General features: G+C 60.5%; 24 protein-coding genes. 10 read left to right on the top strand and 14 right to left on the bottom strand.

The window, feature by feature from the left end; genetic code table 11:
• Nucleotides 1–60: 60 nt before the first annotated feature.
• Nucleotides 61–705, top strand: coding sequence for a TetR family transcriptional regulator C-terminal domain-containing protein (locus Q4Q11_RS10915; protein WP_112503663.1), 645 nt, complete (start codon nucleotides 61–63; stop codon nucleotides 703–705).
• 91 nt (nucleotides 706–796) lie between these two features.
• Here Q4Q11_RS10915 and preA read toward each other — a convergent pair whose 3' ends face one another.
• The 4 genes from preA to Q4Q11_RS10895 form a co-directional block, all read right to left on the bottom strand.
• Entirely contained in the window at nucleotides 797–2,110 is a 1,314-nt protein-coding gene (preA, locus tag Q4Q11_RS10910) for an NAD-dependent dihydropyrimidine dehydrogenase subunit PreA (protein WP_112503665.1), read from the bottom strand.
• Between the two features lie 13 nt (nucleotides 2,111–2,123).
• On the bottom strand, nucleotides 2,124–3,482 hold the full coding sequence (locus Q4Q11_RS10905; RefSeq protein WP_112503668.1) for an NAD(P)-dependent oxidoreductase: 1,359 nt from the start codon (nucleotides 3,480–3,482) through the stop codon (nucleotides 2,124–2,126).
• Nucleotides 3,483–3,961: 479 nt separating this feature from the next.
• Nucleotides 3,962–4,912 (bottom strand): sensor histidine kinase, encoded by a 951-nt coding sequence (locus tag Q4Q11_RS10900; protein WP_498569510.1) that lies wholly within the window; start codon nucleotides 4,910–4,912, stop codon nucleotides 3,962–3,964.
• Between the two features lie 228 nt (nucleotides 4,913–5,140).
• Nucleotides 5,141–5,935 carry a response regulator gene (locus Q4Q11_RS10895; RefSeq protein WP_112503674.1) on the bottom strand — a complete coding sequence of 265 codons (795 nt, stop codon included), beginning with the start codon at nucleotides 5,933–5,935 and terminating at the stop codon, nucleotides 5,141–5,143.
• A gap of 263 nt (nucleotides 5,936–6,198) precedes the next feature.
• Between Q4Q11_RS10895 and Q4Q11_RS10890 the strand changes: the two genes are divergently transcribed.
• Both Q4Q11_RS10890 and Q4Q11_RS10885 read left to right on the top strand, forming a co-directional pair.
• Nucleotides 6,199–6,405 (top strand): NepR family anti-sigma factor, encoded by a 207-nt coding sequence (locus tag Q4Q11_RS10890; protein WP_112503677.1) that lies wholly within the window; start codon nucleotides 6,199–6,201, stop codon nucleotides 6,403–6,405.
• A gap of 12 nt (nucleotides 6,406–6,417) precedes the next feature.
• The gene (locus tag Q4Q11_RS10885) at nucleotides 6,418–6,969 is read left to right on the top strand and encodes an RNA polymerase sigma factor (RefSeq protein WP_112503680.1); all 552 of its coding nucleotides are present in this window, start codon (nucleotides 6,418–6,420) and stop codon (nucleotides 6,967–6,969) included.
• Nucleotides 6,970–7,110: 141 nt separating this feature from the next.
• Here Q4Q11_RS10885 and Q4Q11_RS10880 read toward each other — a convergent pair whose 3' ends face one another.
• The 7 genes from Q4Q11_RS10880 to hemP form a co-directional block, all read right to left on the bottom strand.
• Nucleotides 7,111–7,515 (bottom strand): hypothetical protein, encoded by a 405-nt coding sequence (locus Q4Q11_RS10880; protein WP_498569495.1) that lies wholly within the window; start codon nucleotides 7,513–7,515, stop codon nucleotides 7,111–7,113.
• 9 nt (nucleotides 7,516–7,524) lie between these two features.
• Nucleotides 7,525–7,875, bottom strand: a complete 351-nt coding sequence (locus Q4Q11_RS10875) for a glycine zipper domain-containing protein (protein ID WP_113213447.1) — start codon at nucleotides 7,873–7,875, stop codon at nucleotides 7,525–7,527.
• Nucleotides 7,876–8,045: 170 nt separating this feature from the next.
• The gene (locus Q4Q11_RS10870; RefSeq protein WP_498569494.1) at nucleotides 8,046–8,837 is read right to left on the bottom strand and encodes a heme ABC transporter ATP-binding protein; all 792 of its coding nucleotides are present in this window, start codon (nucleotides 8,835–8,837) and stop codon (nucleotides 8,046–8,048) included.
• A 7-nt stretch (nucleotides 8,838–8,844) separates the two neighbouring features.
• The gene (locus tag Q4Q11_RS10865; RefSeq protein WP_498569509.1) at nucleotides 8,845–9,918 is read right to left on the bottom strand and encodes a FecCD family ABC transporter permease; all 1,074 of its coding nucleotides are present in this window, start codon (nucleotides 9,916–9,918) and stop codon (nucleotides 8,845–8,847) included.
• 37 nt (nucleotides 9,919–9,955) lie between these two features.
• On the bottom strand, nucleotides 9,956–10,891 hold the full coding sequence (locus Q4Q11_RS10860; protein WP_112503695.1) for an ABC transporter substrate-binding protein: 936 nt from the start codon (nucleotides 10,889–10,891) through the stop codon (nucleotides 9,956–9,958).
• Between the two features lie 10 nt (nucleotides 10,892–10,901).
• Nucleotides 10,902–11,957, bottom strand: a complete 1,056-nt coding sequence (locus Q4Q11_RS10855; RefSeq protein WP_112503698.1) for a ChuX/HutX family heme-like substrate-binding protein — start codon at nucleotides 11,955–11,957, stop codon at nucleotides 10,902–10,904.
• A gap of 8 nt (nucleotides 11,958–11,965) precedes the next feature.
• Nucleotides 11,966–12,139 (bottom strand): hemin uptake protein HemP, encoded by a 174-nt coding sequence (hemP, locus tag Q4Q11_RS10850; protein ID WP_498569493.1) that lies wholly within the window; start codon nucleotides 12,137–12,139, stop codon nucleotides 11,966–11,968.
• 188 nt (nucleotides 12,140–12,327) lie between these two features.
• Between hemP and Q4Q11_RS10845 the strand changes: the two genes are divergently transcribed.
• The 5 genes from Q4Q11_RS10845 (at nucleotide 12,328) to hmuQ (ending at nucleotide 15,233) form a co-directional block, all read left to right on the top strand.
• Nucleotides 12,328–12,780, top strand: coding sequence for a hypothetical protein (locus tag Q4Q11_RS10845; protein WP_498569492.1), 453 nt, complete (start codon nucleotides 12,328–12,330; stop codon nucleotides 12,778–12,780).
• A 4-nt stretch (nucleotides 12,781–12,784) separates the two neighbouring features.
• Entirely contained in the window at nucleotides 12,785–14,029 is a 1,245-nt protein-coding gene (gene tolA / locus Q4Q11_RS10840) for a cell envelope integrity protein TolA (protein ID WP_498569491.1), read from the top strand.
• 197 nt (nucleotides 14,030–14,226) lie between these two features.
• On the top strand, nucleotides 14,227–14,625 hold the full coding sequence (locus tag Q4Q11_RS10835) for a DUF2325 domain-containing protein (RefSeq protein WP_113213441.1): 399 nt from the start codon (nucleotides 14,227–14,229) through the stop codon (nucleotides 14,623–14,625).
• Complete coding sequence (locus Q4Q11_RS10830) at nucleotides 14,622–14,900, top strand: hypothetical protein (protein ID WP_113213440.1); 279 nt, start codon at nucleotides 14,622–14,624, stop codon at nucleotides 14,898–14,900. The genes Q4Q11_RS10835 and Q4Q11_RS10830 overlap by 4 nt, the downstream gene beginning before the upstream one ends.
• An 18-nt stretch (nucleotides 14,901–14,918) precedes the next feature.
• A complete protein-coding gene (gene hmuQ, locus Q4Q11_RS10825; RefSeq protein WP_113213439.1) occupies nucleotides 14,919–15,233 on the top strand; it encodes a heme-degrading protein HmuQ in 315 nt (104 codons plus the stop codon).
• A 37-nt stretch (nucleotides 15,234–15,270) separates the two neighbouring features.
• Here hmuQ and Q4Q11_RS10820 read toward each other — a convergent pair whose 3' ends face one another.
• The 3 genes from Q4Q11_RS10820 to Q4Q11_RS10810 form a co-directional block, all read right to left on the bottom strand.
• Entirely contained in the window at nucleotides 15,271–15,648 is a 378-nt protein-coding gene (locus Q4Q11_RS10820; RefSeq protein WP_113213438.1) for a DUF423 domain-containing protein, read from the bottom strand.
• 7 nt (nucleotides 15,649–15,655) lie between these two features.
• Nucleotides 15,656–16,045 (bottom strand): group II truncated hemoglobin, encoded by a 390-nt coding sequence (locus tag Q4Q11_RS10815; protein ID WP_112503717.1) that lies wholly within the window; start codon nucleotides 16,043–16,045, stop codon nucleotides 15,656–15,658.
• A gap of 92 nt (nucleotides 16,046–16,137) precedes the next feature.
• Nucleotides 16,138–17,181, bottom strand: coding sequence for a substrate-binding domain-containing protein (locus Q4Q11_RS10810; RefSeq protein WP_498569490.1), 1,044 nt, complete (start codon nucleotides 17,179–17,181; stop codon nucleotides 16,138–16,140).
• 135 nt (nucleotides 17,182–17,316) lie between these two features.
• Between Q4Q11_RS10810 and Q4Q11_RS10805 the strand changes: the two genes are divergently transcribed.
• On the top strand, nucleotides 17,317–18,360 hold the full coding sequence (locus tag Q4Q11_RS10805) for a Gfo/Idh/MocA family protein (protein ID WP_498569489.1): 1,044 nt from the start codon (nucleotides 17,317–17,319) through the stop codon (nucleotides 18,358–18,360).
• 4 nt (nucleotides 18,361–18,364) lie between these two features.
• Entirely contained in the window at nucleotides 18,365–19,258 is an 894-nt protein-coding gene (locus Q4Q11_RS10800; RefSeq protein WP_498569488.1) for a sugar phosphate isomerase/epimerase family protein, read from the top strand.
• The last annotated feature ends 134 nt before the right edge of the window (nucleotides 19,259–19,392 follow it).

Genomic DNA, 19,392 nt, shown 5'->3' with positions numbered 1-19,392 from the left:
CGGCAGAGTGAATGAGGGCATGGCCGAAAGGCTTGGATTTCAAGGAGAAACAGAGCAGACATGGCCATCCCGAGAGCCGCCAGGACACAGCGCCGCACACGAATCCAGGAAGAGAAAGAGGAAATCATACTGGAAGCCGCGCTGGATGTGTTTTCCGTCAGCGGCTTCCGTGGCTCGACCATCGATCAGATCGCAGACGTCGCCGGCATGTCGAAGCCCAATCTGCTCTATTATTTCCGCACCAAGGAAGCGATGCACCGGGCCTTGATCGACCGGGTGCTTTTTACATGGCTGGAGCCGCTGCGCGCCTTCGATGCCAATGGCAATCCTGAAAGCGAGATCCGCTCCTATATCCGCCGCAAGCTCGAGATGGCGCGGGATTTCCCCCGTGAAAGCCGGCTTTTCGCCAATGAGATGCTGCAAGGTGCGCCGCATGTCGAGGATGAGCTGCGCGGGCCGCTGAAGGCGCTCGTCGACGAGAAGGTGGAAGTCATCCGCGCCTGGGCGCAGGCTGGCAAGATCGCCAAATGCGATCCCTATCACCTGATCTTTTCGATCTGGTCGACCACGCAGCATTATGCCGACTTCGATGTGCAGGTGCGTGCCGTGCTCGGTGAGGAGCATTCGGGCGAGGGTCGTTTCGAGGATGCCGCCCGTTATCTCGAACAGCTTTTCGTCGATGGCCTTCGGATTCGGCGCCTGTAGCTCAGTGTCCTCCTCACATCGTCACCACAGTCACCATCTTCCGCACCCATGCAGGGAGCATGGATGCGGAAGTTTTCGATAGCGGTTTGCTCTACTCCGCCGCCTGACGCGCCATCGGGTTGTTCGGATGGGTCGTCCAGTTGGCGTAGTTCGGGTCGACGATCTTGCCGGTACGCTTGTCGAGCGAACCTGCCGGCAGTTCTTCCATGGTGATGCAGTTTTCGACAGGGCAAACGTTGACGCAGAGATTGCAGCCGACGCACTCCTCTTCCATCACCTCGAAGCGTCTGACGCCATCGACCATGTTGGTGATCGCCTGGTGCGAGGTGTCCTCGCAGGCAATGTGACAACGGCCGCACTTGATGCAGGCATCCTGGTCGATCTTGGCCTTGGCGATGTAGTTGAGGTTGAGATACTGCCAGTCGGAGACATTCGGCACGGCGCGGGCGATAACATCGTCCAGAGTGCGGTGCCCCTTCTCATCCATCCAGTCGGAAAGGCCCGTGATCATCTCCTCCACGATCTTGAAGCCATAGGTCATCGCCGCCGTGCAGACCTGCACGTTGCCGGCGCCGAGCGCCAGGAACTCGGCGGCATCGCGCCACGTCGTGATGCCGCCGATGCCCGAGATCGGCAGGCCATAGGTTTCCGCATCGCGGGCGATCTCGGCCACCATGTTGAGCGCGATCGGCTTGACCGCCGGGCCGCAATAGCCGCCATGGCTGCCTTTGCCGCCGACCGTCGGATTCGGAGCGAAGTTGTCGAGATCGACCGATACGATCGAGTTGATCGTATTGATGAGCGATACCGCGTCGGTGCCGCCGGCCTTGGCGGCGCGGGCTGGCTTGCGGATATCGGTGATGTTGGGCGTCAGCTTGGTGATGACGGGCATGCGCGTATATTGCTTGCACCAGCGCACGACCATTTCGATATATTCCGGTACCTGCCCCACCGCGGAACCCATGCCGCGCTCGGACATGCCGTGGGGACAGCCGAAGTTGAGCTCGATGCCGTCCGCTTCCGTTTCCTCGACCAGCGGCAGGATCGCCTTCCAGGCCTGTTCCTCACAAGGCACCATGATCGAGGCGATCAGCGCGCGATCCGGCCAGTTCTTCTTCACCTGCTTCATCTCACGCAGGTTGGTGTAGAGGTCGCGGTCCGTAATCAGCTCGATATTGTTGAGGCCGAGGAGACGGCGGTCGGCGCCCCAGATCGCGCCGTAGCGCGGGCCGTTGACGTTGACGACCGGCGGGCCTTCTTCGCCGAGCGTCTTCCAGACCACGCCGCCCCAGCCCGCCTTGAAGGCGCGCTCGACGTTGTAGGCCTTGTCGGTCGGCGGCGCGGAGGCCAGCCAGAACGGGTTCGGGGACTTGATGCCAACGAAATTATTGCGGAGATCAGCCATGTCGGTGCTCCCTTCAGGCGACTGCAGCGGCCGGCGTGGCCGAGCTAAGCGCACGGTTGATGGATTCGGCCGCGTCACGACCTTGTGCTACGGCCGAGACCGTCAGGTCATCGCCGCCAAGCACGCAGTCACCGCCGGCCCATACGCCTTCGATCGAGGTCCGGCCTTCGCCATCAATGGCGATGCGGCCGGATTCCATGCGCAATGCGCCGAGGCCTGAAGCCTCGAACGTCTGGCCGATCGCCTTGAAGATCTGATCGGCGGCGATGACGCCGACATCGCCGGTGCCTACGAGCTTGCCGTCACGCAACTCCGTATATTCGACCTCGATACCGGCGACTTTGCCGTCCTTGTCGAGGATGCGCTTCGGTGCGAGCCAATGGCGGATGATGACGCCCTTGGAGGCGGCTAGATCCTGCTCGAATTCCGAGGCATTCATGTGCTCCTTGCCGCGGCGGTAGCAGATCGTCACCTCTTCCGCGCCGAGCAGTTTCGCCTGTACGGCGGCGTCGATTGCGGTCATGCCGCCGCCGAGAACGACGACGCGGCGGCCGATGGCGATGTCGGCCTTGCTGCCGGCCTGACGAAGCTCGGCGATATAGGCGACGGCGTCGGCGACGCCATCGAGATCCTCGCCTTCGGCACGCAGCGCATTGACGCCGGCAAGGCCGAGGCCGAGGAAGACGGCGTCATATTGCTGCGAGAGGTCGGAGAGGCTGAAATCGCGGCCGAGCGTCTGGCCGTTCTTCACCTCGATGCCGCCGATGGCGAGCACATAGTCGACTTCCTTCTGGGCGAAGTCGTCGACCGTCTTGTAGGTGGCGATGCCATATTCGTTCAGGCCGCCGGCCTTTTCGCGGGCGTCGAAGATGGTGACGTCGTGGCCGTTGACGGCGAGACGGTGGGCGCAGGCAAGGCCTGCCGGGCCGGCGCCGATGACGGCGATCTTCTTGCCGGTGGATTCGGCACGCGTATAGAACTGCTTGTTTTCGGCCATCGCCGCATCGGTCGCATAGCGCTGCAGCCGGCCGATCTCGACCGGGCGCTCTTCGGCGGTATTGCGCACGCAAGCCTGCTCGCAGAGCTGTTCGGTGGGACAGACGCGGGCGCACATGCCGCCGAGGATGTTCTGGTCGAAGATCGTCTTGGCCGAGCCGAGCGCATTGCCCGTCGAGATCTGGCGAATGAACATCGGAATGTCGATGGAGGTGGGACAGGCCGTCATGCACGGCGCGTCGTAACAGAAATAACAGCGGTCGGATGCGACCAGCGCCTCATGCTTGTTGAGGCGCGGGTGAAGATCGGAAAAGTTTGCATCATATTCGGCGGGCGTCAGCCTGCCCTTATGAATCCCAGTTTCCAGTCGTCCCATTGAAGTTCCCTCTTATAGTAAACGGCTAGTACGGGAACGGTAACTCAGCTTAAAAAATTTATCAAACGGTAAAATTTTGACCATGAAATCCGCCAGGAGACGCATTTCCGCCGCAGCGAAAACATATGTCGAACCGGCTCCCATATCTGGACAAGCCTATGTTTCAGCTAAATTTTTCTGCAGTGGAAGAAGAAGCGGATTGCCGAAGTCTGGCTCCGTTAGGGAGAGGGGCGTGCATCAAGCGGGGGCCGGCATCATTTTTACGGCCGCGAGGAAATATGAAAAATAGATGAATTTTTTAACAGGTGCGTGGAACCAAGGCTTTGCAGCGTCGTTATGTAACTGTCCTGATGATGATCGCATCTCCTGATGCACGCCCAATATATCTCAGGACTTCTACTCACGGTCCCCTCCCGATGAGTGTAAGCAGTCAGTGCGCCGCCCTCGCACTGACTGTTTTCTTTTGTCTTCGCCGCGCTTCAGCGGCGTCTCAGAATTTCGTATTCGGTTTCGGGAATGGTCAGGCGGTAGCCGATACTGCCGTCGTCGATGGCGAAGTCGGCGCGGCCGTTCATGGAGGTCGGAACGACACGCTCAAGCACTGTACGGCTGAAACTGTTGTCCTCGAATTCATGGCTGGTGGGCGCATAAAAACGCTCCGACCAGGCGACCTCTATGGCCTTCTTGCCGTCGAGTTCGGCCTCCTTGCAATTCAGCGTGATACTGGTGGCGCCCGTCGAGATGGCGCCATGCGATGCGGAATTGACGATCAGCTCGTGCAGGGCGAGCCCCAGATGAACCGCGGCATTGGGTGTGAGGTGGGCATTGATGCCGTAGATCGGCATCGGCACGCCGGCATCCGGCCAATAGGGGGCAAACTGCTTTTCCGCGAGTTCGAAGAGATATGCGCCGCGCCAGCTGGAATCCGTGATGAGATCCTGCGAATTCGACAGGGATTGCAGGCGGCCGCGGAACTTGATGAGGAAATTGTCGACGGAAAGCGTGTGGCGCGCGGTCTGCGTTGCGATGCCCTGGATGATAGCCAGCAGGTTCTTCGAGCGATGCGACAGTTCCCGCAACAGCGACTTCAGCACTTTCTCGCGGTGGCGGCTTTCGGTGATCTCGGAGATGACGGAGAGCACGCCCTGCGGCTTGCGGCCGCCGATACGCTCCATCTTCAGCTCATAGATGCGTATGCCGTCGCCACTGGCGATTTCGACCTCGGCGGTTGCAGGCTTGCCGCTTTCAAGTACGCCCCGCTTTAGCCGAGAAAGATGCTCTCCATCCTTCTCGCCGAAGAGATGCGAGTCGTTGCCGCCTATGACCACGGACGGCTGCAGATGATCCGGCAGGTTGTCGGCATAGCGGATCGAAAGATTGGCATCCTGAAACAGGATCGACACGCTGGCCCTCGCAAGCGCCCGCTCCATCAGAGCGGCTTTGCCTTCCAAGCTCAAAGGCGCACCGGGTAATGGTTCAGAGGTATTCACCGGCCTGCCTTTCACTCGAATTCCGAGAACCCCGCCGATAGGACGTTCTCACTCGCAACAACTTGAACCGACCTATAAAATCGCTCCATATAACAGTCGGTAAACCGGCCGCCCTCGACAGCAACGTCCGGTCATAATCTTTGTTCCGACACAGGGATTTTACTTCGATCAGGCGGCCACCTTTGTGGTTTCGTTAAAGAAGAGGGCCTGGCTGATGAGGGCCTTAACCATGTCCGGATTGAACGGCTTGGTCACGAGGAAGGTCGGTTCAGGCCGCTCGCCGGTCAGCAGCCGCTCGGGGAAGGCGGTGATGAAGATTACCGGTATGCTTGCGGTCTTGAGGATGTCGTTGACGGCGTCGATACCCGAGCTGCCATCCGCGAGCTGGATGTCGGCAAGCACCATGCTCGGTTTGGTCGCATTGTAGAGCGCGACCGCTTCGGCATGCGTGCGGGCGATGCCGGTAACGCGATGACCGAGGCTTTCCACCATCTGTTCGATGTCCATCGCAATCAGCGGCTCATCCTCGATGATCATGATGTCCGTCGCCACCTGCCGCGAGATTTCCTGAGACGCGGTATCGAGCAGGTGCATGGCGTCGCTTTCTGAAATGTCGAGGATATCGGCGATCTCGCCGATGCGGAAACTTTCGACCGATGCCAGCAGGAAGGCCTGGCGGGCAAGCGGGGGGACCTTCGAAAGGTTCACCGAGGCGCGCTGTTCCCAAGCAAAGGGAGATGCCGGTTCAGCAATCTGAAGTGTCACGGAACCGAACAGCTTCGTGAACAGTTTATAGAGTGCGACGCGGTCGCTGTCCGTGTCCGGAAAGATGGAGATGTCGGCGATGATGGCTTCCAAAACCGCAGCAACATAGGCGTCTCCCGACGTCTGTGTTCCGGTCAAAGCACGAGAATAGCGACGCAAATAGGGAAGATGCGGCGCAATGCGTGTTGAAAGTGTCATCAATGGCTCCCGCCCTTTATCAAATTCTAATTAAATACAGCGCAGACGCCGTAATGACTAACAAACGTCAGTTGAGTAAAAAAGTTCCTGTTTGCCGGAACTTTTTTTAGGCAGTCGCATTACAATGCTTACAATCGGCAGTCCTCATCCTTTACGATTCGTTAGGCAACACGTTTGGATGAGTTCAATCAGGCCTCCTGACGGGGAGGCGAAGGGTGCGCTTATCCATGAACGCGAGACAATTGAGAAGCGAGCGGGCTATAATGACTATCCAGAATCACGAGGACGCGGACAAGAAGACATCAGACCTGCGCGCGGTGGATATCCTCGATCCCAACAATCAAATCGGCAACCGGCTGCGTTCGTTTTATGCCGCCGCGCAGGATGAAGCCATTCCCGATCGCTTTCTCGATCTGCTCGAGAAGCTTGATCAGGCCGAGCGCCTGGCTTCCGCAAAGGTCTCCGAATAGGAGGTGGGCGCGATGGAAACGCAATCGAGCTTTAAGCGCGAACTCCTCGCGGCCCTCCCGAGCCTGCGCGCGTTCGCCATTTCCCTGACGGGTCGTCACGATCGCGCCGACGATCTTGTCCAGGACACCATCATGAAGGCATGGGCCAAGCAGGACCATTTCGAGATGGGCACGAATATGAAAGCCTGGCTCTTCACCATCCTGCGAAACGAACTCTACAGCCAGATGCGCAAGAGCGGCCGGGAGGTGCAGGACACCGACGGCGTATTCACCGAATCCATGGCGACGCATCCTTCGCAATACGGTGCCGTCGATCTGCAGGATTTCCGCAAGGCACTGGATCAGCTGCCGCCGGATCAGCGCGAAGCCATCATCCTGGTGGGTGCGTCCGGATTTTCCTATGAGGAAGCGGCCGAGATTTGCGGCTGTGCGGTCGGCACCATCAAGAGCCGCGTCAATCGTGCGCGCCAGAGGCTGCAGGAATTGCTTGATATTTCCGGCGAGGCGGATTTCGGGCCCGATGCTACCTCCGCGCCGCTGACCTCCAAAGCATTCGCTTTCTGATAAGCAGGCCCGCCCGGCAGACCGGGCGGGCGGTGTATGCCTTGATAATTTCGCGTGGCTTCATGCCTTGGCTGGAAAGTCGTGGGCACTGTGGATGTATTTCCGTGTTGCCAACCGTTTCCCGCTTTAGGGATCGCCGGATCAATCGTCTTCGTCGCTCGTTCCGAACAGGCTGCCGAATATGAGGGCAGCAGCAATGGCAGCCGTCATCAACGGCTGTTTGCGCGCGAGGCCAAGGACCGCCGCTGCCATCGATTCCATCGCCAGCCGACGCTCACGGGCCCGCCGCTGCTCCTGCTGGTTGATGATTGCCATGATGACGAGGACGATTAGGCCAAGCAGCAAGGCACCCGCTGCGATCAACAGTGCCGATACCGCCGCGCCGTAGATCGTGACAAGCCAGATGGCTGCCGCGACAAGCGCGAAGACATAGGCCGTCAATAGAAGAAGGGCTGCGATGACAATGAAAATACCGTTGCGTTTGGTTCGCGCAACGGTTCGGTTGAATGTGCCCAACAGAAGCAGGCGTAGGACCGGAGCGATCATGCCGCCACCCTAGCGGCGAGACAGAAGTAGAGCGACGGCGAGGCCGAATGCGGCCGCCGCGCCGATGGTGGCGACCGGGTGCTGGCGCACGGTCCTGCGGACCTCGCGCGATCCTCTTGCGTAGCCACGCTGCAAATCGCGCAGCAGCTCCTCTCCACGAACAGTCAAATCGTCAAATCCGGATTCCGCGCTCGCACGCAGTTTCTCGCCCTGCTTGGCGCTGTTTTCGCTTACGAGCTTGGCGAAGGCTGCGACTTCTTCGCGCAGCGATTCGATCTGATCCTCGATGCTTGCTTCGACCTGTTGCAGACTGCCGCCATCGCGCTTGCGGCGCGCCGAATGCAGAATGGATGTAGCCATGTTCAGCTCCCTTTCGCTTTGCTTGCGCGCCTCAAGGCGCCTGTTATCCGCCTTTGTCGGAGAATATCCGAAACACTACGCAATCTTGCATTTGAAACATTGATTTCGATCACTTGTTCCCAACGCGCGGATGCAGCAAAAAGTTCCGGAGCGTGCAGGGCGGTGGATGGTCAGTCGCCCAGCGCGCTATGAGCGAGGACGAAAGAGGCGCCATCGGCGGGGACGCGGTTGACCCTGAGATTGCAGCCGAACACGCCCTGAAGATGCCGGTCCGTCAGCACGTCCTTGACCGAACCCTCGGCCTGCAGCCGGCCGTCCTTGAGCAGGACCATCCGATCGGCGAAAAGCGCGGTCAGGTTGAGATCGTGCATGACGGCGATGACGCCGCCGCCGCGCCGGGCGAATTGCCGGGCAAGCGTCATGATGGCGAGCTGATGGTTGATATCGAGGCTGGAGACCGGTTCGTCGAGAAGCAGCCAGCACGGCCTGCCGTCCGTGATGGGCTCGGAAATCTGGCACAGCACGCGGGCGAGCTGCACACGTTGCTGTTCGCCGCCGGAGAGCTCCTGATAGAGGCGGCCCTCGAAGCCGCCGAGATCGACGGCGGCAAGCGATTCGGTCGCGATGCGGTCGGCCTGCTCCGGATGACGGCTGCGGCCACTCGCGAGACCCATGCGAACGATTTCGCGCACGGTGAAGGGAAAGGAGATCGAGCTTGCCTGCGGCAGCACGCCGCGCATCTCGGCGAGCTGCCAGGGTTCCAGACCGCCGATCTCGGCACCGTTCATGTGCACGGAACCGCGATAGGCGAGTTCGCCGGAGACGGCTTTCATCGTCGTGGTCTTGCCGGAGCCGTTCGGTCCGCAGATCGCCGTCAGCGTTCCGGCCTCGGCCGTGAAGGAGACGTCGCGCACGACCGGCTTGCCGGCAAGCCGTACGTTCAGATTGGAGACCTCGATCATCGCGGGCTCACAGGCTGAGGCGCGAGCGCTGCCTGAGCAGCATCCAAAGGAAGAACGGACCGCCGACACCGGCCGTCAGAATGCCGATCGGCAATTCTGCCGGGGAAACGACGGTGCGGGCAATCACGTCGGCGATGACGAGCAAGGAGCCGCCCAGCAGCGCCGAGGCGGGCAGCAGAAAGCGATGATCCGGCCCGATCGCGATGCGCAGAACATGCGGCACGACGATACCGACGAAGCCGATGCCGCCGCTGACGGCGACGGAGGCGCCGACCGCCGCGGCTACGCTGACGATGGCGATATTCTTCAATCGCTGCACGGCTATCCCCATGTGGAACGCGGCCGCTTCGCCGAGCGTCAGCGCGTTCAGCCCGCGTGCCATGAAGGGCAGGGGCAGGAGCGAAAGGAGGATGATCGGAGCTGCGGCCGTAACCTTGCTCCAGGTCGAGCCCGCCAGCGATCCCATGCTCCAGAAGGTGAGGTCGCGCAATTGCCGGTCGTCGGCCATGTAGATGAGGATTCCGGTCGCTGCGAGCGCCAGCGAACCGAGTGCGATGCCGGCGAGCAGCATGGTTGCGATGGATGTCTGCCCGTATCGGGTTGCAATCTTGTAAAGCAGTATCGTCGTTACCAGGCCGCCGACGAAGGCGGCGATGGGCAGAGCGAAGATGCCGAACAGATGTGCGACGGGAACAAGCGTACCGCCACCGAGGACGATCATGGCGACAGCGCCGAGGCTGGAGCCGGCCGATACGCCGATCAAGCCGGGATCGGCGAGCGGATTGCGGAAGAGGCCCTGCATGACAGCACCCGAGACCGCCAGCCCGCCGCCGATCAGGAAGCCGAGGACTGCGCGGGGCAGGCGGATATCGAAAATAACGATGCGGTCGCGAATGCTGAGCGTGCTTTCCGCGCTACCGCTCAGCATGGCCTCAATCACGTCGATGACCGAAGCATTCGCCGCGCCTGTCGTGATCGAAAACAGAAAGGCCGCTGCTGAAAACAGAGCGAGGCCGGCGATGACGAGGGCCGCAAGGGCGGTGCGATCCCCTTGGCGCCGGCGAGCCGTGGTTCGCGACATCTGCTTCAGCCCCGCCACAGCATCGTTGAATGCCACGTCAGCCTCCGTAGATCGCAATGTTCAGCTCGCGGATGGCGCTTGCGGTACGCGGTCCGAAGCCGAGCAGGTGCATGCCATCCATCCGCACGATAGCCCTGCGGCTGGCCGCCGGCGTCAGGGAAATGGCCGGCTGCGTGAGAAGGTCTTCGTTCGACATCGACAGTGGCCCTTCGCGGTCCATGATCAGAATGACGTCAGGCTTGGCTTCGATGATCGCCTCGTCGGTCACCGATTTGTAACCGGAGAAGCCGCTGACGGCATTGATGGCGCCGGCGAGCTTGATGATGCCGTCGGCGGCCGTGTCGCTGCCGGAAGCCATGATCTTGCCGTTCTGATTGCTGAGCACGAAGAGCACGCGCTTGCGCTCGGCCTCCGGGCGCCTTGCAGATTCATTGATGGCCGCGTCGAGATCGGCGGCGACCTTGCCTTCCAGAGTCTTGGCCTTGTCCGGCACGCCGAGCAGCGCGCCGACGACTTCGATCTTCTTCAGGATGCCGTCGCGATCGTAGGTTTGCGGCACGGTCTCGAAAGGCAGGCTGGCATTGCGCAGCACCGCCAGCGCTTCCGGTGGGCCGGAGCCTTCGACGGCAATGATGGCGGTCGGATTGACGGCCAGAATGCCTTCCGGCGACAAGGCACGCATATAGCCGACATCGGGAAGCTTGGTCGCTTCCTTGGGGTGGAGGCTGGTGGAATCTCGGGCGATCAGCCGCTTTTCCTCGCCGAGCGCATAGACGATTTCGGTGATATCGCCGCCGATGGTGACGAGGCGTGACGTATCGATCTTCGGTGCCGCCTCGGCGGCGTGTGTGTGGCGCACGAAGCTGCCAAGGCCCGCGATCGGATTGGCCGGCACGAGCGGCAGGCTCATCACCATCATGGTCAGGGCGATTTCCCATGGCCGGATGTGCTTGAGGTTCTTAAACATCGTCATGCACCATTTCTCACGCGGCGACGCTGGCGCCTGATCTCGTCAGGCTTTCCATGATGGTGCGCCAATCGGGGCGCTCGTCGAAGCCTTCCTTCCGCTTGCCGAAGAACTGGATGATCATCTCGCCCTTGGCATTATAGGCCTCGAGCGAGGTGACATGGCCGTCCTTAGTCGGCTTGCGCACGGCCCAGGTCTCGGCAATGTGATCCAGCCGCAGATGCAGGTGGAAGGTCGGATCCATGACATTGATCCAGGGACCCATGGTCTGCACGTTATGGATCGGGCCGGAATGGATCTGGACGGTGCCTTCATTGGCGACGAAGCACATGATCGGCAGACCCTCGCGTACCGAGGCGTGCATCATCTCGGCAACAGCGCCGGCGTCCAGCCTCCATGCGTAGTCATCGCCGACGGTGCGGATCGCTTCCTGGCGGCCGATCTTCAGCTTTTTCAGCATGCCGAAGAATTCATGCGTGTCGGTCATGCGGCTCCAGTTGTCGCGCAGCTCGTCACGGCCGACACCGCCGTCGGTCGCGCCATTGTCGTAACCCGAGCGATCTTCGACGAATTCCTGTGACTGCTCTTCGACCCGCAGTTCGGCGACCATGGCATGATAGGCCGCGACATTCGAGGCCGGGCGCAGATGCACCTTGTGGACCGCATCGCCGGCCTTGTCGAAGAACTGGAGGCTCAGCCTCTTCTGCTCGCCATCCGTCTTGGTGACGGCAAAGCCATGCGCCCAGCGCTTCGGGAAGATGCGCAGATCGATATTCTCGCCAAGTACGATGGCAGCCTGCGCGCCGAACTTCATGTTTTCATAGACGCCGATCTTCTCATGCACGGCGCTTTCGTTGCGCGACAGGGCCATGATCTCGCCGAGCGAAGCAATGTGCGCCAGGAAGCGATCCACATTCGCGTCGATCCGGATGGCCGAGATGCCGACTTCCGCCGCCACAAGAGCGGCTTCGGAAATGTTGAGGCGGGCTGCGATATCGCGCTCGCGCATCTTCGGGTTTTCGGCGCGGAAGGCGCGGATTTCAGCGGGGGTTGGGCGGGTCGTCTCAGTCATCTGTCTGCCTATTTGTTGAGTATCAGCTTGCCTTGGCGGGTAATCTTCAAGCGGTAGATAACGCCCTCATGCTTGATCATGATTTCGGTCTGGCCCCGGAAAATATCCGTGCTCTCGACAATTCGTATCTGTGGTGCGGCCATGTATTGCACCGGCGGCGTAGGGGTCTTCTCAGCAATCATCCTGTTTAGTTTTGCCTAAAATTCATCGGAGGCCGAACCGTTGCGCGGCCAAATTTATCTTGACTCTCTTACTCATGGTTTCATAAACACACAATAGGATACCTATAGAGTCAAGTTTAAAAATTTCGACGATACACGCCAGGGCCGCGCTGGGCGAGCGGCGTCAAGCACATACAGGAGACATGCTGATGCTGACGAAAACGATCTTGGCGCTCGCCGCCTCGGGGCTGTTTGCAGCGGCATCTTCTGTTTCTGCTTTCGCTCAGGATGCGAATTCCGCGGCACCCGCATCGGCTGCGCACAAGCTCACCGTCGAGCTCAATGCATTGGCTTCCTCGCAGAAGGGATGCATGATGACCTTTGTTGCCGAAAACGATATGGCGATACCGATCAACAAGATCTCGTTCGAGCTTGCCTTCTTCAACGACAAGAATGCCGTCGACCGCGTCATTGTGCTCGATTTTCGCGATCTGCCGCTCGGCAAGAAGCGGGTGCGGCAATTCGATATGCCGGGGGTGAAGTGCGAGACCCTATCGCGCATCATCGTCAACGACACGCCGGTCTGTGACGGTCCGGCCGCAGGTGAGTGCAAGGCCGCTCTAAACACGCGCTCGCAGACATCTGTTCCTTTCGAAGGCTGAAGCCATGGCGACACGCTCGGCGAAAGTTTCCATGGAGCGCCGCGCCAATGGCGGCTTGAATGACAACTATCCGAGCGTGCTGCCCGGTCACGAACTGACCGGCCTCGAGGGCGTGCCGCGACCGCCGGCGGGCGAGGCTGTGGTGCACTATAGCCGCTTTACCGAGATCGGCTTGTTTCCGGATCATCCGGCGGAGCCTGCCGTCCAGGCAACTGAAGCCCTGCCAATGGACGCGCTTCCCGAAAAGCCGCATCGGACCCTATCGGGTCACAGGATGCCGCTCCTTTTTTCCGGCCTCGGCTCAAGTCTGTTCCATGCCGCCATCGTCGCCACATTGTTATTCACCTTCGCAGCGGCGCCAGAGGAGGCGCAGGAAGAGGCCGGTGACACCGTCAGTGTCCTCATGATCGGCAATTCCGATGCCGATCAGATGGCCATGGGCGAGGAAAACCCGCAGATGGAGCCAGAGCAGGTAACCGCCGAGGCCGTGCAGCCGCAGACGGTGCGGCCGACCGAGGTGACGCCTGACCAGGCGCCGCCGCAGCCCGGTGTTGTCCAGCCGCAGGAGGTGGAAACGCAGCAGGTGCAAACCGCTGAAACCCTCCAGCCGGTCGAGCGAACCCAGCCGCCGGAAGTAGCGTCGGAACAGCCGCAGATTCTGGCGACGCAAGCACCAGCCGAGACGACGGTGGTCCAGCCGGCCGAACCGGTGCAGCCTATAGATACCCGGATCGCGGAAGTTCAGCCGACGAATCCGCCGCCGGAAGTCGTAACGCCCGTCGAAAAGCCGAAGCCGGTCGAGCGGCCGAAGGAAGTCAAGAAGCCCGTCGCCAAAGTCGCGAAGGTAAAGTCGGGATCGCGCGGCGAGAGCCAGGAGAATTCGAAGAAGGGCTCTGTCGATGGGACCGAAACGGCGCAATCCGATAATAATTCACAGATAAACGCTCACCGGACCGGCGCCGGAAGTGCAGCCGTCGCCAATTATCCGGGCAAGGTGCAGTCGCGTATCCGGCGCGCTGTGCGTCTCTCATCCAAATACCAACCCGGTATTACTGTTCGTGTCCGCCTCACAATCGGCTCGAGCGGTGATCTGACCGCTCTTTCTATCGCGCGGAGTTCGGGTTTTCCGGAGTTGGACGAAGCAGTCACCAGCGGTATCCGTCGGGCGGCACCGTTCCCGCCGTTGCCCTCGGAATGGGGCAAGCCGAGCTGGTCGTTCACCCAAGAAGTGCAAGTGACGGGACGATAGGATTGAGCACTCGATCCACGCGCGGGATTGGATTCCGGTTGCCGGCTGCGACTGAAAACGCAAGGGCATTGGCGCTGTGCTTAAAAATATGATTAAAACTCTCAACTTTATACTTTACTGCAAAAATCAAGTTCAATAAGGTCGCCTCGCGCTCGATGGACTCGAGCGCGCGAGAGCAACCAGCAAACGGGTGATGCATGGCGCGTAAGGGGAAGAAAGATTCTGGGCGCGAGGGTCGCGAAGCGCAGGCGGCGGCGCAGATTTCCGGGAAATCCGGTCTCGACGGGTGCAGTTTCCTTTATGTGGGCGGTCGCGATTGCCAGGTGGCGCATCTGCGTCAGATCGCCAGCAGCTTCGGCGCCGAGCTGATCCATCACGATGGCGGCCTGCGCGAAGCGGTATCTCGCATCGACACCGTCCTGCCATCGGTCGACTGCGTCTTCTGCCCGATCGATTGCATCAGCCACGACGCCTGCCTGCGGGTGAAGACCGGCTGCAAGAAGTTCGGCAAGGCCTTCATTCCCTTGCGCAACGGCAGCAAGTCCAGCCTGGAGCGGGCGCTGCAGACGATGAATGAACGGGATGCTTCAAGATGATCGATAATGGCCCTGACGGGCTTATGCTGATCGGCCTGCACAAGCTGGCCGCACAGAATGGCGACGGGCTTGTGCCCGAACTCTGCGAATTGCTGATGCGCCGCGCCGAAGAGCGGCAGCGCGCCGCCAACATCGCATCCTTCCCCGCCTGGAAGGCGCGGCTGCCGGGAAAGGCATCGGATCGGCCTCTCAATGACGCGGGCCGCGATGGCGCAAATGTCATTGCCTTTGCGTCTGACGTGGATAAGACTGTCGCCGGTCGCGAGAAAGTCTGATCGTCGAACGAGGTTGCCATGTACATCGCCATGAACCGCTTCAAGGTCGTCATCGGTTTGGAGGGCGAATTCGAAGAGGTGTGGAGAGGGCGCGATTCCCGGCTCTCCGAAGTGCCCGGTTTTCTGGAGTTTCGTCTTCTGCGCGGCAAGGCCGATGTCGATGGCGGCTATACGCTGTTTTCATCGCACACCGCTTGGCACAGCGAAGAGGATTTCATCAACTGGACGAAATCCGAGCATTTTCGCATGGCGCATCGCAATGCGGGCGAAAACAAGCGGCTCTATTGGGGGCCGCCGCAATTCGAAGGCTTCAGCGTGGTTCCCGGTATTTGAGCCTGAATAACCAGCATCGTACGTAATCGTGCCGGGTTCACGCCTTTGTGGAACTCATCCTGAAGAAGGCGCCGAGCGCTATCGCGGCCCAGCCGGCGATCATGCCCATCCCGCCCGCCGGAGCAGCCATCGGAAAGAGCGAGTTTCCGCCAAAATGCCTCATGGTCAGGTCACCGGCGAAGATCAGCGTTCCCAATCCCAGCAGGACTGCAGCGATCGGCGCAGTGCGGATGCGGTCATAGCCGGCATAAAGGGCCAGAAGGGCGGGCGCATGGGCGAGGCTCATGGTGGAGGCCGCACCAAGGAAATGCGTGTCGCCGCCATGGGTGGCAGCCGCGGCCAGCGCGACACCGCCGCCGCCGAGGATGCCGGCGATAAACAGGGTGACCGGACGGATTATGGTGCCTATGGTCATGTCTTCCTCATTCCCGGTTCTGCATGTGGAATGCCAGACGCTCGACCGGCTCCCAGATGATGGCACGCAGCTTTTCGTTCTCGATGGTCTCATCCATGGCGCGGCGGAAGCACAGCAGCCATTCGTCGCGCTCCTTCGGGCCGATCGCGGCGACGAAATGGCGGCTGCGCAGGCGGGGATGGCCGCGCTTCTCGATATAGAGCTGCGGCCCGCCGAGATAGCCGGTCAGATACTCGTAGAATTTCTCCTGCGAGCCTTCGAGGCTCGGTGGATGCACGGCGCGGCAATTGGCAGCCTCCGGCAGTGTGTCCATCAATTCGTAAAAGCGCGACGTCAGAGCCCGCACAGTCGGGTCGCCGCCGATCGCCTGGTAAAGTGTGATGGTTTCTTCGCTCAAGCCCCCGGCCCCTGTTTTGCGATGTCCTACATGGCGACTCACGGGCAAGGCCGCAATCGTCGAAGCGGCCGGTGCGGCGTTTCGGCGCTGTTTTATGTTTCGACCTTCAAGTGAAATGCGTCGCTTTCCCCGGGGATGAGCTCGAGCGGCCACACCGTCTGGCGTGTCTTCCTAGGGTATTCCTCGCTGTAGGCGGGCATACTGGAAAGCAGGATTTCAGCCAGCTCGACGCCAAGATCGTGTACGGACGTGCGAAAGCAGGTCAGCGCCGGCTGCAGGAATTTGGCGCGCGGCGCCTCACGGAAGCTGACGACCGCAATGTCGCGCCCCGGAATGATGCCGGCTTCCATGACGCGCCGATAGAAGCCGATCGCCATCAATTCGTATATCAGGATCACGGCCGTCGGCCTGCTTTCGAGGTTCAGCAGTTCGTCGGCAACCTGATAGCCGCCCTGTTCGCTCGATTTGGCTCGAATGACCAATGCCGGATCATAGGCGATGCCATGTCGCTCCAGCGCCTGGCGATAGCCCTCGACGAAGATGAAGCCGAGATTGATGTCGCTTGAAGGCGCGCTGACGGCGATGCGGCGATGTCCATGCGCCACGAGCCGGTCGACGGCGCAATTGACGACGCCGTCGAAATCGAGGTCGGCCCATGGATGCTGTGTGCCCGAAAGACTGCGGCCTAGCGCGGCAAACGGGATTTTCGCCTTGGCGAGCAGATCGAAGCGCTTGTCGACGCGCTGCGTTTCCGAAATGATCAGCGCATCGACAATCCGCCTTGCCACCATGCGCTTCAGATATTCGTAAGGGTCCTCGTCATGCGGGCAGGGCAGCATGATCAGATCGAGCTTATGGCGCGAGAACACGCTCTGCAGTCCGCCCGTTACGGTCAGAAAGAAGTTGTCGCTGTTTTCAACCGTTTCCCGGCTGGACTGGATCATCAGCCCGATGACGTTCGTCGTGCCTTGCCTAAGACTGCGCCCGGACTGGTTTGCCACATAGCCGAGCTGTTCGGCGGCGGCGAGAACGCGCTTGCGGGTTTCCTCGTTGACATCAGGCTTGCCGTTCAACGCGCGTGATACTGTGCCGATCGAGATATCGAGATGCTCGGCAAGCTGACGAATTCCCTTCATCGGCCGCGGTTTTCCTCCATGCTCCATTTTCCGTAGTCCTCCTCTATTGACACAGGAAAATCTTTTCGCATAGTATCGTAAACGTTTACGGAGCGCGTGTCATGAGGGGTTACGCACCGCCCGCTGGAGGACATCGTGAAATTTAATGCCATTTTGTGCGGGTGCGGAGCTATGTCCAAGGGCTGGCTCAGGGCCATCGCCGCGACACCATCGCTTGCCGAATCCATTCAGGTTGTCGGTCTGGTCGATCTCAATCGGGCGACCGCCGAAAACCTTGCGAAAGAGTTTTCCCTCGAAGGTGCCGTCATTGGCTCCGACCTCGCAGACGTCATCGCTGCGACCAAGGCAGACCTCGTTTTTGACGTCGTCATTCCGGCGGCGCGCTTCGGCGTGGTTTCGACGGCGCTTAAGGCCGGCTGTCATGTCTTGAGCGAAAAGCCGATGGCGACGTCGCTGGCCGAGGGTGCGGCCCTGATCGAGCTTGCCGCCAAGGCCGGCAAGGTCCATGCCATTATCCAGAACCGCCGCTTCATTTCCGGGATCCGTCGCCTGCGGCGCTTCGTCGAGGAGGGGGCGATCGGCGAGCTGACGGGCGTTCATTGCGATTTCTTCCTCGGTCCGCATTTCGGCGGTTTCCGCGAGGAGATGGACAATGTGCTGCTGCTCGACATGGCGATTCACACGTTCGATGCCGCTCGTTTTGTGTCCGGCAAGGTGCCGCTTTCGGTCTACTGCGTCGAGAAGAACCCCGTGGGCTCCTGGTACAAGCACGGCGCTTCGGCGCACGCGCTCTTCGATTTTTCCGATGATGTTGTTTTCAGCTATCGCGGCTCCTGGTGCGCGGAGGGCCGGCGCACGAGCTGGGAGAGCCAATGGCGGCTCACCGGCAGCAAGGGCATGCTGACCTGGGACGGCGAAGAGAATTTCGAAGCTGCCGTTGCCGGCAACGAGCCCGGCCTGCTGCACGGCTTCACGCCGATCGAGGTCCCTGGACCGAGACATGAGGAAGAAACGCATGGCCATGCCAGCGTCATCGCCTCCTTCATCGAGGCGGTTAAGACGGGCAAGGCTCCCGAGACCGCAAGCGACGACAATATTTGCAGCCTCGCCATGGTTTTAGGCGCCATCGAGAGCGCCAAGACCGGCCGGCGCGTCGATATTTCAGCACAAGGACAATGACATCATGACAAATCCGGCAAAAGCCATCCGTATCGGCACGATGATCAGGGCGACGAACGAGGATGCCGCCAACAACATCGCCAAGATCGCCGATCTGGGCTTCGAAAGTTTCGAACCCTTCTTCTGGCAGAGCACCAACGGCCAGAATCTCGCGGAACTCGGCAAGCGCTGCCGCGACGCTATCGGCGATCGCGACATCACCATCTCGACCATCGGCATGTTCGGAAATCCGCTCGAAGAGCGCGAGATGGACCTGCAGACGCTGCAAGGCTGGAAGGACTGCATCGACAATGCCCATCATTTCGGCGCGACCTGCGTTGCCGGCTTCACCGGCCGCATCCGCAACAAGCCGCTCACCGACAGCCTGCCGCGCTACAAGCAGGTTTGGAGCGAGCTTGCCAAGCGCGCTGCCGACAGGGGCATCAAGATCGCCTTCGAAAATTGCGCCATGGACGGCAACTGGGCGACCGGCGATTGGAACATCGCGCATAATCCCGACGCCTGGGAGCTGATGTTCAACGAGACGCCTGACGACAATCTCGGCCTGGAATGGGAGCCTTGCCATCAGATGGTCTATCTGATCGAGCCGCTGCCGCAGATCCGCAAATGGGCGAAAAAGATTTTCCACGTCCACGGCAAGGATGCGACGATCCGCTGGGATGTCATCAAGGAGCACGGCATCTTCGGCAAGGAGAAATTCGTGTTCATGCGCACGCCGGGCTTCGGCGACAGCAACTGGACCGACATTATCTCCGAATTGCGCCTCGCCGGCTGGTCCGGTTCCATCGACATCGAAGGCTGGCATGATCCGGTCTATCGCGATGCGCTCGAAATGACTGGCCAGGTTCATGGCCTGAACTATCTGAAGGCAAGCCGGGGTGGCGAATTCGTCGAGTAGCGCATGCGTTTGCAAAACTGCATCGATTTAAGAGGCAAGTTGTGCGTTAATGAAATGCCCGGAGCGGCTGACGCTTCAGGCAGGACGGGTATCCAAACGGAGGAACTGCCGAGCGTCCGCTCCTTGTCCCATGT

It is taken from the genome of Rhizobium sp. UFLA01-1127 (assembly GCF_059803845.1).
This window is presented reverse-complemented; position numbering and strand designations above follow the sequence as displayed.